The 14,270-nt window shown below is 62.9% G+C and carries 13 protein-coding genes; all 13 read left to right on the forward strand.

Annotation, left to right across the window (positions count from 1 at the left end):
* The first annotated feature begins 7 nt into the window (after positions 1–7).
* Positions 8–2,344 (forward strand): NADH-quinone oxidoreductase subunit NuoG, encoded by a 2,337-nt coding sequence (nuoG, locus tag AWB72_RS22385; RefSeq protein ID WP_040051569.1) that lies wholly within the window; start codon positions 8–10, stop codon positions 2,342–2,344.
* On the forward strand, positions 2,344–3,408 hold the full coding sequence (nuoH, locus tag AWB72_RS22390; RefSeq protein WP_040051570.1) for an NADH-quinone oxidoreductase subunit NuoH: 1,065 nt from the start codon (positions 2,344–2,346) through the stop codon (positions 3,406–3,408). Before nuoG ends, nuoH begins: the two co-directional genes overlap by 1 nt.
* A gap of 26 nt (positions 3,409–3,434) precedes the next feature.
* Positions 3,435–3,923 carry an NADH-quinone oxidoreductase subunit NuoI gene (nuoI, locus tag AWB72_RS22395; RefSeq protein ID WP_040051571.1) on the forward strand — a complete coding sequence of 163 codons (489 nt, stop codon included), beginning with the start codon at positions 3,435–3,437 and terminating at the stop codon, positions 3,921–3,923.
* Between the two features lie 207 nt (positions 3,924–4,130).
* Positions 4,131–4,829, forward strand: a complete 699-nt coding sequence (locus AWB72_RS22400; RefSeq protein WP_040051572.1) for an NADH-quinone oxidoreductase subunit J — start codon at positions 4,131–4,133, stop codon at positions 4,827–4,829.
* 21 nt (positions 4,830–4,850) lie between these two features.
* On the forward strand, positions 4,851–5,156 hold the full coding sequence (nuoK, locus tag AWB72_RS22405) for an NADH-quinone oxidoreductase subunit NuoK (protein WP_007588140.1): 306 nt from the start codon (positions 4,851–4,853) through the stop codon (positions 5,154–5,156).
* A 17-nt stretch (positions 5,157–5,173) separates the two neighbouring features.
* On the forward strand, positions 5,174–7,243 hold the full coding sequence (gene nuoL, locus AWB72_RS22410) for an NADH-quinone oxidoreductase subunit L (protein WP_040051573.1): 2,070 nt from the start codon (positions 5,174–5,176) through the stop codon (positions 7,241–7,243).
* 13 nt (positions 7,244–7,256) lie between these two features.
* On the forward strand, positions 7,257–8,747 hold the full coding sequence (locus tag AWB72_RS22415; protein WP_040051574.1) for an NADH-quinone oxidoreductase subunit M: 1,491 nt from the start codon (positions 7,257–7,259) through the stop codon (positions 8,745–8,747).
* A 25-nt stretch (positions 8,748–8,772) separates the two neighbouring features.
* Positions 8,773–10,245: an NADH-quinone oxidoreductase subunit NuoN gene (nuoN, locus tag AWB72_RS22420; protein WP_040051575.1), complete on the forward strand. Its 1,473-nt coding sequence runs from the start codon at positions 8,773–8,775 to the stop codon at positions 10,243–10,245.
* On the forward strand, positions 10,245–10,565 hold the full coding sequence (locus AWB72_RS22425) for a DUF2818 family protein (RefSeq protein ID WP_040051576.1): 321 nt from the start codon (positions 10,245–10,247) through the stop codon (positions 10,563–10,565). The genes nuoN and AWB72_RS22425 overlap by 1 nt, the downstream gene beginning before the upstream one ends.
* 46 nt (positions 10,566–10,611) lie before the next feature.
* Entirely contained in the window at positions 10,612–11,205 is a 594-nt protein-coding gene (locus tag AWB72_RS22430) for an NUDIX domain-containing protein (RefSeq protein ID WP_040051577.1), read from the forward strand.
* Positions 11,206–11,409: 204 nt separating this feature from the next.
* Positions 11,410–11,859, forward strand: a complete 450-nt coding sequence (locus tag AWB72_RS22435) for a DUF1178 family protein (protein WP_040051578.1) — start codon at positions 11,410–11,412, stop codon at positions 11,857–11,859.
* Between the two features lie 52 nt (positions 11,860–11,911).
* Complete coding sequence (locus AWB72_RS22440) at positions 11,912–13,108, forward strand: acyl-CoA dehydrogenase family protein (protein ID WP_040051579.1); 1,197 nt, start codon at positions 11,912–11,914, stop codon at positions 13,106–13,108.
* Between the two features lie 10 nt (positions 13,109–13,118).
* The gene (locus AWB72_RS22445; RefSeq protein ID WP_040051580.1) at positions 13,119–14,255 is read left to right on the forward strand and encodes an acyl-CoA dehydrogenase family protein; all 1,137 of its coding nucleotides are present in this window, start codon (positions 13,119–13,121) and stop codon (positions 14,253–14,255) included.
* Positions 14,256–14,270: the final 15 nt, after the last annotated feature.

A 14,270-nucleotide genomic window follows, 5' to 3' on the forward strand; every position in this document is an offset into this window, starting at 1 on the left:
CCCCATCATGGTTGAACTAGAAATTGACGGCAAGACGGTCGAGGTGCCTGAAGGCAGCATGGTGATCCAGGCTGCGCATAAGGTCGATACGTACATCCCTCACTTCTGCTATCACAAGAAGCTGTCGATCGCGGCGAACTGCCGGATGTGCCTCGTCGAAGTCGAGAAGATGCCGAAGGCCGTCCCCGCGTGCGCGACGCCCGTTTCGGCGGGCATGGTCGTGCGCACCACGTCCGACAAGGCCGTGAAGGCCCAGCAGTCGGTGATGGAATTCCTGCTGATCAACCACCCGCTGGATTGCCCGATCTGCGATCAGGGCGGCGAGTGCCAGCTGCAGGACCTGGCCGTCGGTTACGGCAAGTCGCAGTCGCGCTATAGCGAAGAAAAGCGCGTGGTGTTCCACAAGAACGTCGGTCCGCTCATCTCTATGGAAGAGATGACGCGCTGCATCCACTGCACGCGCTGCGTGCGCTTCGGCCAGGAAGTCGCCGGCGTGATGGAGCTCGGCATGCTGGGTCGCGGCGAGCATTCGGAAATCACGTCGTTCGTCGGCAAGACGGTGGATTCGGAACTGTCGGGCAACATGATCGACCTGTGCCCGGTCGGCGCGCTCACGAGCAAGCCGTTCCGCTACAGCGCGCGGACGTGGGAGCTGTCGCGCCGCAAGTCGGTGAGCCCGCACGATTCCGTCGGCGCGAACCTGGTCGTTCAGGTCAAGAACAACCGCGTGATGCGCGTTCTGCCGATGGAAAACGAAGCCATCAACGAATGCTGGATCTCGGACAAGGACCGCTTCTCGTACGAAGGCCTGAACAGCGACGAGCGTCTCACCACGCCGATGCTGAAGCAGGGCGGCAACTGGATCGAAACCGACTGGCAGACCGCGCTCGAATACGTGGCGAAGGGCATCAAGGGCATCAAGGCGGATCATGGCGCGAACGCCATCGCCGCGCTCGCCACGCCGCACAGCACGGTCGAAGAACTGCATCTGCTGAAGGCGCTGGCTGAAGGCGTCGGCACGCCGAACGTCGATTTCCGTCTGCGCCAGAGCGACTTCTCCGCGCCGGTCGGTGCGGGCGCGCCGTGGCTCGGCGTGAAGATCGCGGACCTGTCGAACATCGACACGGCGTTCGTGATCGGCTCTTTCCTGCGTCGCGATCATCCGCTGTTTGCCGCGCGTCTGCGCCAGGCCGCGAAGAACGGTGCGAAGCTCACGTTCCTGAACGCAAGCAACGACGACTCGCTGATCCCGACCGCGCATCGCCTGGTGGCGGCGCCGTCGGCGTGGCTCGACCAGCTGGCCGGCATTGCGGCGGCGGTATCGGAAGCGCGCGGCGTCGCGGTGCCCGAGGCGTTCGCGGGCCGCGAAGCATCGGCGGCGGCGAAGGATGTCGCGGCCTCGCTGTCGGCGGGCGACAAGCGCGTCGTGCTGCTCGGCAACGTCGCGGTTCAGCATCCGGACTTCGCGCAGATTCAGGCGGCAGCGCAATGGATCGCCGATAACACCGGCGCGACGCTCGGCTTCCTCACGGAAGGCGCGAACTCGGTCGGCGCGTATCTCGTCGATGCACTGCCGGGCGAAGGCGGTCTCGACGCACGCCAGGTGTTCGAACAGCCGCGCAAGGGCTACGTGCTGCTGAACGCGGAGCCGGAATTCGACACGGCGAATCCGGCGCAAGCCATCGCCGCGCTGAAGGCGGCGGAAATGGTCGTCGTGATGTCGCCGTTCAAGCACGGCATGGACTATGCGGACGTGCTGCTGCCCATCGCGCCGTTCACGGAAACATCGGGCACGTTCGTCAACGCGGAGGGCACCGCGCAGTCGTTCAACGGCGTGGTGCGCGGTCTGGGCGATACGCGCCCGGGCTGGAAGGTCCTGCGCGTGCTCGGCACGATGCTCGGCCTGCAGGGCTTCGAGTTCGATACCGCCGAAGAAGTGCGCATCGCGGCGCTCGGCACGGGTGATCTCACCGCGCGTCTGTCGAACACGACGACGGTCGCGGCGAAGCGCGCGGCGTCGAACGTCGCGGTCAACGGCGGCTTCGAGCGTCTTGCCGATGTGCCGATCTATCACGCCGACGCGCTCGTGCGCCGCGCACCGTCGCTGCATCTGACCGCAGCGGCGCGCGAGGCCAACGTCGCGGGCCTGCCGACGACGCTCTTCGACAAGCTCGGCCTGAAGGACGGCGACGCGGTGCGCATCAAGCAAGGCAATCTGTCGGTGGTGGTGCCTGCGGTCCGTGACGCCAATCTGGCGGAATCGGTGGTCCGCGTGCCGTCGGCCACCACGGCTGGCGCCGCACTCGGCGGCCTGTTCGGTGAACTGGTAGTGGAGAAGGCGTAATGGGCTTGTTCGATACGATCAACGCAGGCGGCACGCAGCTTCTGGGCGTTGCATGGCCGACCGTGTGGGCGCTCGTGCGCATCCTCGTGGTCGCGGTGGTGATCCTGCTGTGCGTCGCTTACCTGATTCTCTGGGAGCGCAAGCTCATCGGCTGGATGCACGTGCGTATCGGGCCGAATCGCGTCGGCCCGGCGGGTCTGCTGCAGCCGATCGCGGACGTGCTGAAGCTGCTGCTGAAGGAAGTCATTCAGCCGACGCAGGCCAGCAAGTGGATCTACGTCATCGCGCCGATCATGACCGTGGTGCCGGCGTTCGCCGTGTGGGCGGTCATTCCGTTCCAGGCGAAGGCGGTGCTCGGCAACATCAACGCGGGCCTGCTGTACATCATGGCGATCTCGTCGATCGGCGTGTACGGCGTGATTCTCGCGGGCTGGGCGTCGAACTCGAAGTACGCGTTCCTCGGCGCCATGCGCGCAGCGGCGCAGATGGTGTCCTACGAAATCTCGATGGGCTTCGCGCTCGTCGTCGTGCTGATGGTCGCGGGCACGCTGAACATGTCGGACATCGTCGCTTCGCAGCAGCGCGGCATCTTCGCGAGCTTCGGCGTCAATATCCTGTCGTGGAACTGGCTGCCGCTGTTGCCGATGTTCGTCGTGTACTTCATCTCGGGCATCGCTGAAACGAACCGTCACCCGTTCGACGTGGTGGAAGGCGAATCGGAAATCGTCGCGGGTCACATGATCGATTACTCGGGCATGGCGTTCGCGCTGTTCTTCCTCGCCGAGTACATCAACATGATCGTGATCTCGGCGATCGCGGCGACGCTGTTCCTGGGCGGCTGGGATGCACCGCTCGGCTTCCTGTCGTTCATCCCGGGCGTCTTCTGGTTCGTGCTGAAAGTCTTCTTCCTGCTGTCGATCTTCATCTGGGCGCGCGCGACTTTCCCGCGTTACCGCTATGACCAGATCATGCGTCTCGGCTGGAAGGTGTTTCTGCCGGTGTCGGTCGTGTGGGTGGTCGTGGTCGGCTTCTGGATCATGTCGCCGCTCAACATCTGGAAGTAACGGCGAAAGAGCGGACGAAAACCATCATGAATGCAATTCAGAACTTCTTTAAGACTTTCTTCCTGACCGAGCTACTGAAGGGTCTGGCGCTGACGGGCCGTTACACGTTCCAGCGCAAGATCACCGTGCAGTTCCCGGAAGAAAAAACGCCGGTTTCGCCGCGCTTCCGCGGCCTGCATGCGCTGCGCCGCTACGAGAACGGCGAAGAGCGCTGCATCGCGTGCAAGCTGTGCGAAGCGGTGTGTCCGGCGCTCGCGATCACCATCGAGTCGGAAACGCGCGCGGACAATACGCGCCGCACGACGCGCTATGACATCGACCTGACCAAGTGCATCTTCTGCGGTTTCTGCGAAGAAAGCTGCCCAGTCGATTCGATCGTCGAGACGCACATTCTCGAGTATCACGGCGAAAAGCGCGGCGATCTGTATTTCACGAAGGACATGCTGCTTGCAGTGGGCGATCGTTACGAGAAGGAAATCGCCACATCGAAGGCGGCCGACGCTCCTTACCGTTGATACGACTCCGATGCCCGCGCCGCGCCGAGAACGAGAAATCACGTTTCGCGCGAGCCGGTATCGGAATCGATGCGATTTTGCTGTTGCTGTTCGGCAAACCGTGGCGCACGCGAAGGGCAGTGAGTGCTGCCCGAGAAAGTGAAACAGGACGCGCCGCGCGCCGACACACACCATGCCTGATGATGGGCTAACGATGAACCGGTAATCATGGAATTCACAACCGTACTGTTCTATATCTTCGCGCTGCTGCTGACCGTGTCCGCGCTGAAGGTGATCACCTCGCGCAACCCGGTGTCGTCCGCGCTCTTTCTCGTGCTCGCGTTCTTCAACGCGGCCGCGATCTGGATGCTGCTGCAAGCCGAATTCCTCGCGATCCTTCTGGTTCTCGTGTATGTCGGCGCCGTGATGGTGCTGTTCCTCTTCGTCGTGATGATGCTGGACATCAACATCGACGTGCTGCGGCGCGACTTCCGCCGCTTCGTGCCGCTCGCGACCATCGTAGGCGCGATCATCGTCATCGAAACGGCGCTGATCTTGTGGCACGGCTACGGCGCGACCGTCACGCCGCTGCGCGATGCCGGCACGGCAGCCGCGGGCGCGGGCGTCAGCGGCGCGGCGCTCATGCCGAACACGCAGCTGATCGGCAAGGTCATCTACACCGATTACATCTTCGCGTTCGAAATCGCGGGTCTCGTGCTGCTGGTCGCCATCATTGCGGCGATCTCGCTGACCATCCGCGACAAGAAGGACAAGAAGACGCAAACCGTCAGCAAGCAGGTCAAGGTGCGCCGCGAAGATCGCGTGCGCCTCGTGAAGATGCAGGCCGAGACGCAGGCGCCGGACGCGGCCGTGGAACCCGCCGTGACGGGCAACGTCGGCGCGGGCACGGTCGACAACAAAGGCTGAGCAGAGAGGAGAAATCAAAACATGTTGAGTCTTGCCCATTACCTCGTGCTCGGCGCGATCCTGTTCGCGATCAGCATCGTGGGGATCTTCCTGAACCGCCGCAACGTCATCATCATCCTGATGGCGATCGAGCTGATGCTGCTCGCGGTGAATACCAATTTCGTCGCGTTCTCGCACTATCTGGGCGACGTGCACGGCCAGATTTTCGTGTTCTTCGTCCTGACCGTGGCCGCTGCCGAAGCCGCGATCGGTCTCGCGATTCTCGTGACCCTGTTCCGTAGCCTCGACACGATCAACGTCGAGGATCTCGATCAGCTCAAAGGTTAATTTCAGGCTAGGCTGTTATGTCCACGACACTCAACGAAAACCTCCTGCTTGCGATCCCGCTTGCGCCGCTCGCGGGCTCGCTGATCGCCGGGCTGCTCGGGAAGGCGGTAGGGCGCAAGGGCTCGCATCGCGTGACCATTCTCGGCGTCTTCATCGCGTTCATTCTGTCCGCGATCGTCTATTACGACGTGCTGAACGGCGCGAGCTTCAACGGCACCATTTATCAGTGGATGTCGCTCGGTTCGCTGAAGATGGAAGTCGGCTTCCTGGTCGACTCGCTCACCGCGATGATGATGGTCATCGTCACCTTCGTCTCGCTGATGGTGCACATCTACACCATCGGCTACATGGCGGAGGAAGACGGCTACCAGCGCTTCTTCTCGTACATCTCGCTCTTCACGTTCTCCATGCTGATGCTCGTCATGAGCAACAACTTCCTGCAGCTGTTCTTCGGCTGGGAAGCGGTGGGTCTCGTGTCGTACCTGCTGATCGGTTTCTACTACACGCGTGAAAGCGCGATCTACGCCAACATGAAGGCGTTCATCGTGAACCGCGTCGGCGACTTCGGCTTTCTGCTGGGCATCGGCCTGTTGCTCGCGTTCGCCGGATCGCTCAATTACGGCGATGTCTTCGCGCAAGGCGAGAAGCTCGCGAGCATGCAGTTCCCGGGCACGAGCTGGGGCCTGCTGACGGTGGCATGCGTCTGCCTCTTCATCGGCGCGATGGGTAAGTCCGCGCAGTTCCCGCTGCACGTGTGGCTGCCCGACTCGATGGAAGGCCCGACGCCGATCTCCGCGCTGATTCACGCGGCGACCATGGTGACGGCCGGCATTTTCATGGTGACGCGCATGTCGCCGCTGTTCGAGCACTCGGATGCGGCGCTTTCGTTCGTCACGGTCATCGGCGCGATCACCGCGCTCTTCATGGGCTTCCTCGGCGTCGTCCAGAACGACATCAAGCGGGTCGTCGCGTATTCCACGCTGTCGCAGCTCGGCTACATGACGGTCGCGCTGGGCGTGTCGGCGTATCCGGTCGCCGTGTTCCACCTCGGCACGCACGCGTTCTTCAAGGCGCTGCTGTTCCTCGGCGCGGGTTCGGTCATCATCGGCATGCACCACGACCAGGACATGCGCAACATGGGCGGCCTCGCCAAGTACATGCCGATCACGTGGATCACGTCGCTGATCGGATCGCTCGCGCTGATCGGCACGCCGTTCTTCTCGGGCTTCTATTCGAAAGATTCGATCATCGATGCAGTGAAGCTCTCGCATCTGCCGGGTTCGGGCTTCGCGTACTTCGCGGTGGTGGCGAGCGTCTTCGTCACGGCGCTGTACTCGTTCCGCATGTACTTCCTCGTGTTCCACGGCGAAGAGCGTTTCCGCGGTCCGAAGCACCCCGACTCGCCGATGGGCGCCGAAGCAGCCGTGCACGGCCACGGTCACGATGACCACGGCCACGGTCATGGTCACGACGACCACGGTCACGCGCATGAGCCGCATGAAAGCCCGTGGGTGGTCACGCTCCCGCTGATCCTGCTGGCGATTCCGTCGGTGGTCATCGGCGCGATCATGGTCGGCCCGATGCTCTTCGGCGACTTCTTCTCGCACGGCGTGGTGTTCGACAAGGTGATCTACATCGCCGAGAACCACGAAGGCATGCGCGAAATGGCCGACGAATTCCACGGCTGGTTCGCCATGGGCCTGCATTCGGTCTCCGGCTTGCCGGTGTGGCTCGCGCTCGCAGGCGTGGTCGTCGCGTGGTTCCTGTACATGAAGCGTCCGGATCTGCCGCCGGTCATCCGCCGTCGTTTCGGTCCCATCTACACGCTGCTCGACAACAAGTACTACTTCGACAAGATCAACGAAGTGGTCTTCGCGAAGGGCGCCATCGCGATCGGCCGCGGGCTGTGGAAAGAGGGCGATGTGGTCGTCATCGACGGCATCGTCAATGGCAGTGCGCGGTTCATGGGCTGGTTCGCCGGTGTGATCCGCTTCCTTCAATCCGGTTACATCTATCACTACGCGTTCGCCATGATTATCGGCATGTTGGGGCTCTTGACCCTGTTTGTGACGCTCGGCGGCAAATAAGGCGAGGGATCCTATGCACTCTTTTCCGATTCTCAGTGTCGCGATCTGGTTGCCGATCGTCTTCGGTCTCCTGGTTCTCGCTGTAGGCAATGACCGCAACCCGGCGCCCGCGCGCTGGGTCGCGCTGATCGGCTCCGTTCTCGGCCTTATCGTCACCATTCCGCTGATCACGGGCTTCGACTCGTCGACCGCCGCGCTGCAGTTCGTCGAACAGTCGAACTGGATCGAGCGCTTCAACATCACGTACCACCTGGGCGTGGACGGCATCTCGATGTGGTTCGTCGTGCTGACCGCGCTGATCACGGTCATCGTCGTGATCGCCGGCTGGGAAGTGATTACCGAGCGCGTGTCGCAGTACTTCGCTGCGTTCCTGATCCTCTCGGGCATCATGATCGGCGTGTTCTCGACGGCCGACGGCATGCTGTTCTACGTGTTCTTCGAAGCCACGCTCATTCCGATGTACATCATCATCGGCGTGTGGGGCGGCCCGAACCGTGTGTACGCGGCGTTCAAGTTCTTCCTGTACACGCTCGCCGGCTCGCTCCTGATGCTGGTCGCACTGCTGTACCTGTACACGCAGACGCACACGTTCGATCTCGCCACGTGGCAGGCCGCGAAGATCGGCATGACGCCGCAGGTGCTGCTGTTCATCGCGTTCTTCCTCGCGTTCGCCGTGAAGGTGCCGATGTGGCCGGTCCACACGTGGCTGCCGGACGCGCACGTGGAAGCGCCGACGGGCGGCTCCGTCGTGCTGGCGGCGATCATGCTGAAGCTCGGCGCATACGGTTTCCTGCGCTTCTCGCTGCCGATCGCGCCGGACGCAAGCCATTTCCTCGCGCCGGTCGTCATCACGCTGTCGCTGATCGCGGTCATCTACATCGGCCTCGTGGCGATGGTGCAGGCGGACATGAAGAAGCTCGTCGCGTATTCGTCGATCGCGCACATGGGCTTCGTCACGCTCGGCTTTTTCATCTTTAGCCAATTGGGCGTGGAAGGCGCGATCATCCAGATGATCTCGCACGGCTTCGTCTCCGGCGCGATGTTCCTTTCCATCGGCGTGCTGTATGACCGCGTCCACTCGCGTCAGATCGCGGATTACGGCGGCGTCGTCAACACCATGCCGAAGTTCGCGGCGTTCTCGATGCTCTTCGCCATGGCCAACTGCGGCCTGCCGGGCACCTCGGGTTTCGTCGGCGAGTTCATGGTGATTCTGGCTGCCGTGAAGTTCAACTTCTGGATCGGCTTCCTCGCCACGTTCACGCTGATTCTCGGCGCGGCGTACACGCTGTGGATGTACAAGCGCGTGTACTTCGGCGCGGTCGCGAACGACCACGTCGCGAAACTGGCGGACATCAACAAGCGTGAGATGTTCATGCTCGTCGTGCTCGCGCTGTTCACGCTTTACATGGGCCTGCATCCGAAGCCCTTCACCGACGTGATGCACGAGTCGGTGGCAAACCTGCTCTCCCACGTCGCGCAGTCCAAGCTGCCGCTGGATCAGTAACGCCGTGCGGAGGAACTAAAAGATCATGCAAAACGCCCCTATGAGTGTGCTGTTGCCCGACGCGATCCTGATGGCCGCGGTCGTCGTGGCCTGGTTGAACGACACGATGTTCGGCCCGTCGAGCCGTCGCGTCACGTACCTGATCTCGCTCGTGTCGACGATCGTCGTCGGCGTGTGGTTCGCCTTTACCGCGCTCGATCCGACACCGCATTACTTCTTCTCGCGCATGTATATCGTCGATCCGTTCGCGAGCGCGATGAAGGCCGTCGTGACGCTCGGCTTCGCGGTGTCGATCATCTATTCGCGCCAGTATCTGGAAGACCGCGATCTGTTCCGCGGCGACTTCTTCCTGCTCGGCCTGTTCTCGCTGCTCGGCCAGTGCGTGATGATCTCGGGCAACAACTTCCTGACGCTGTATCTCGGTCTGGAACTGATGTCGCTGTCGCTATACGCGGTCATCGCGCTGCGCAAGGATTCGCCGCAGTCGAACGAATCGGCGATGAAGTACTACGTGCTCGGCGCGCTCGCGTCCGGTTTCCTGCTCTACGGCATCTCGATGCTGTACGGCGCGACCGGCTCGCTGGAACTGAACGAAGTGCTGAAGGCGGTGGCGTCGGGCCGCATCAACGACGCCGTGCTGCTCTTCGGCGTGATCTTCATTGTCGCGGGCGTGGCGTTCAAGATGGGCGCGGTGCCGTTCCATATGTGGGTGCCCGACGTCTATCAAGGCGCGCCGACCGCCATGACGCTGCTCACCGGCGGCGGACCGAAGGTCGCGGCATTCGCGTGGGGCTTGCGCTTCCTGGTGATGGGCTTGTTGCCGTTCGCGGTGGACTGGCAGGAAATGCTGGTGATCATGGCGGCGCTGTCGCTGATCGTCGGCAATATCACGGGTATCGTGCAGCGGAACATCAAGCGGATGCTGGCTTACTCGGCCATCTCCAACATGGGCTTCGTGCTGCTGGGCCTGCTGGCGGGCGTCGTGGACGGCAAGGTGACGGGCGCGGCGGGCGCGTACAGCTCGGCGATGTTCTACAGCATCATCTATCTCGTGACGACGCTCGGCACGTTCGGCGTGGTGATGTTGCTGGCGCGCCGCGACTTCGAAGCCGAAATGATCGACGACTTCAAGGGCCTGAATCAGCGTAGCCCGGTCTTCGCCTTCGTGATGATGGTAATGATGTTCTCGCTCGCCGGCATTCCGCCGACGGTCGGCTTCTACGCGAAGCTCGCCGTGCTCGAAGCGACGATGAACGCCGGCCTCACGTGGCTCGCGGTGCTGGCCGTCCTGACCTCGCTGGTCGGTGCGTTCTACTACCTGCGTATCGTGAAGCTGATGTACTTCGACGCGCCGCAAGACGCATCGCCGATCGTGGCCGGTGGCCTCAATCGTTCGCTGCTCGCGTTCAACGGTCTGGCTGTGCTCGTGCTCGGCCTCGTGCCGGGTCCGCTGATGTCGGCGTGCCTGCAAGCCATCTCGCATACGCTGCCGCTGTAATGTCGGTTGCGGGCTGGTTCATCGTGCTGTTGGCGCTCGTGGGCGCCAACATCCCGTTCCTGAATCAGCGGCTCTTCGCCGTCGTGCCGTTGCGGCTTCCCGCGCCGACGGGACGCAAGGCGGCGAAGAAGAGCGCGTGGATCAGGATCGGCGAGTTGATCGTTCTTTATTTCGTCGTCGGCACGCTCGGCTTCATGCTCGAAGCGCAGGCCGGCAACCGCTTCGAACAGGGATGGCAGTTCTACGCCATTACCTTCAGTCTCTTCGTGGTGCTCGCGTTTCCGGGCTTCACGTATCAATATCTCGTCAAACGCCGCTGACGGTTCCGCCGTCGGCGGCTTGTTTGCTTCCAACTCAGGGCTCAGCATGGCAGATCTCACGTCCGTTCCCGATAGCGACGACGGCCTCATCGAGAAGAAGGTGGAAAGCGTCACGCTGCACGAAGGCAAATTTCTGACGCTCAAGCGCGATACCGTCGCGTTGCCCGATGGCAAGCACGCGACGCGCGAGTTCGTGCTGCATCCCGGCGCGGTAATGATCCTGCCGGTGTTCGACGATGGCCGCGTGCTGCTCGAGCGCCAGTTCCGTTATCCGGTCGGCCGCGTGCTGCTCGAATTTCCGGCGGGCAAGATCGATCCGAACGAGGACGAGCTCACGTGCGCCAAGCGGGAGTTGCAGGAAGAGACGGGCTACAGCGCACGCGAGTGGACGTTTTTGACGCGCGTTCATCCGGTGATTTCGTATTCGACCGAATTCATCGATCTGTACCTCGCGAAAGGCCTCACTGCCGGCGATGCGAAGCTCGACGAAGGCGAGTTCCTCGAAACGTTCATCGTCGATCACGAGCAGCTCATGGCGTGGGTGAAGGACGGAACGATCAGCGACGTGAAGACGATCATCGGCGCGTTCTGGCTGGAAAAGATCCGCTCCGGCGAGTGGCAGCCGGGCGAGCCCGTCTGAACGCGAGCCACTACGCGACGCGTTTCTTGGAAGCGGCCACATGGCCGCTTTTGTCGTTTTGATGCAGCGTTACGTTAAGCGTCGCATGTGGCGAACGGCTAGAATCAAAAGACCGTTCCGCGATCGTTCGATATCGTCATATGTAACGAACGACCGTTCACAATTCGCGATTGCGAGATTAAACTACAACGAAGCCCCATCAGCATGAAGGTCCTCGATTTAAAGTGCGCGCACGAACATCGGTTCGAAGGCTGGTTCGCCTCGGCCGACGAGTTCGAGTCGCAATTGGCGCGCAAGCTGGTCGCGTGTCCCGTGTGTTCTGCGACGGATGTCAGCCGCATGCCTTCCGCGCCTCGGCTGAATCTGTCGTCGGCGCGCGGCGATGCGCCCGCGCCCGCGCAGCCGCCGCACGCCGCGCCCGAAGCCGCCGCGCTTCAGGCCCGCGCGCTGCAGTTCATGCGTGAGTTGATCGAGAAGACCGAGAACGTGGGCGAGCGTTTTGCGGAAGAGGCGCGGCGCATTCACTACAACGAAGCGCCGGCGCGCAACATTCGCGGCGTCACCACGCCCGAAGACGCGCACGCCTTGCTCGAAGAAGGCATCGAAGTGATGCAGTTGCCCGTACCGGCCTCACTGAAGGAGCCGCTGCAGTAAAGCGCGAGCGCGGCGTCTCCGGTGGCTTCGGCACAAAAAGGAGACACCGCGCATGGACATCAATTATTCCCCTGCCGACGACGCCTTCCGGGCCGACGTCCGCGCCTGGCTCGAAGCCAATCTGCCGCGCGTTCTGCGCGACAAAGTTCTCCATCACAAACGCCTGAATGGCGAAGACTACGCCAATTGGCACAAGCTGCTCGGCTCGCGCAGCTGGTCGGCGGTCGCATGGCCGCGTGAATACGGCGGTCCGGGCTGGGACGCGACGCAGCGCCACATCTGGGACGAGGAATGCGCGCGCGCCGGCGCGCCGATCGTGCTGCCGTTCGGTGTATCGATGGTCGCGCCCGTGCTGATGAAATACGGCAGCGAGGCGCAGAAGTCCTACTTCCTGCCGCGCATTCTCGATGGCTCCGACTGGTGGTGCCAGGGCTATTCCGAACCCGGCTCCGGCTCCGATCTGGCATCGCTGCGCACACGCGCCGATCGGCAGGGCGATCACTACATCGTCAACGGACAAAAGACCTGGACGACGCTCGGGCAGCACGCCGACATGATGTTCTGCCTCGTGCGCACCGACCCGCAAGCCAAGAAGCAGGAGGGCATCTCGTTCCTGCTCATCGACATGAAGACGCCGGGCATCACCGTGCGTCCGATCATCACGCTCGACGAAGATCACGAAGTCAACGAAGTGTTCTTCGAGGACGTGAAGGTGCCGGTCGCCAATCTCGTCGGCGAGGAAAATCGCGGATGGACCTACGCGAAGTTCCTGCTCGGCCACGAGCGCACGGGCATCGCGCGTGTGGGGCAATCGAAGCGTGAGCTGGCGTTTCTCAAGCGCCTCGCACTCGACCGGAACAAGCAGGGCAAGCCGCTGCTGCACGATCCGCTTTTCGCCGCCAAAGTCGCGGCGCTCGAAATCGAATTGATGGCGCTCGAAGTGACGGTGCTGCGCGTCGTCGCGAGCGAGGCGGGCGGGAAGGGGCCGGGCCCGGAAGCGTCGATGCTCAAGATCAAGGGCACCGAAGTGCAGCAGGCGTTGACCGAGCTGATGTTCGAGGCAATCGGCCCGCAGGCCGCCGCTTTCGATCCCGCGTTTCTCGAAGGCGAGCGCGAAACCAGCATCACGGGCGACGATGACGCCGCGCCGCTCGCCGCGTACTACTTCAACTTCCGCAAGACATCGATTTACGGCGGATCGAACGAGATTCAAAAGAACATCATCGCGCAGATGATTCTGGGACTTTGAGGAGCGGCGCATGAATTTCGACTTCAGCGATGAACAGCAGCAGTTTCGCGATGCGCTGCGCCGCTATCTCGACAACGAATACGGCTTCGATGCGCGGCAGAAAATCGTGGCGTCGGATGCCGGCATCGATGACGCGCATTGGCGCGCCTTCGCCGAACTCGGCGTGCTCGCGCTGCCGGTGCCCGAAGCGCAGGGCGGTTTCGACGGCGGTCCCGTCGATATGCTCGTGGTCATGCAGGAGCTTGGGCGTGCGCTCGTCGTCGAGCCGGTGTGGGCGACGGTGGTCGGCATCGAAGCGTTGCGGCTGGTGGCATCGAAGGAAAGCGCGATCGCGAGCGCCTTGCTCGAACGCGCGGCGCGAGGGGACATTCGGCTGTCCGTCGCGTTCGACGAACCGCACGCGCGTTACGACCTCTTCGATCTGCGCACGACGGCCACGGCCAGTGCCAATTCCGGCGACTACACGATTGCCGGCGTGAAATCGGTCGTGCGGCACGGCGCGCAGGCCGACTACTGGATCGTGCCCGCGCGCATCGAAGGCGAAATCGCGCTATTCGTCGTGGCGCGCGACGCCGCGAACGCCGACATCACCGAATATCGCACGATCGACGGTCAGCGCGCCGCGACGCTCGCCTTCCACGCGACCCCCGCCACGCGCCTCGACGGCCGTGGGACCGGCGCGGCGACGCTCGAAGGTATCGCCGATTACGCGACGTTCCTGCTATGCGCCGAAGCGCTCGGCGCGCTCGATGCGCTCAATCGCGCGACCGTCGAATACACGAAGGAACGCCAGCAATTCGGCGTGCCGATCGCGCGCTTTCAGGCGTTGCAGCATCGCATGGTCGACATGCTCATTCACACCGAGCAGGCGCGCTCGATCACGTATCTCGCCGCCGCGCGCTACGCAAGCGCGGACGCCGTCGCCCGCGCGCAGGCCGTATCGGCGGCGAAGGCGCGCGTCGGGCAGGCCGCGCGCTTCGTCGGCCAACAGGCGGTGCAGTTGCACGGCGGCATGGGCGTGACGAACGAATTGCCCGTCGCGCACTGGTTCAAGCGGCTTTCCATCATCGAGACGACGCTCGGCGACGTGGATCATCACCTCGCGCGCTTTGCTGCGTCGCCCGCGTTTTCTCTCACCGACGTTTGACGTTCACGAGGACCT

Source organism: Caballeronia concitans, assembly GCF_001544615.1.
Taxonomy (GTDB): Bacteria; Pseudomonadota; Gammaproteobacteria; order Burkholderiales; family Burkholderiaceae; genus Caballeronia; species Caballeronia concitans.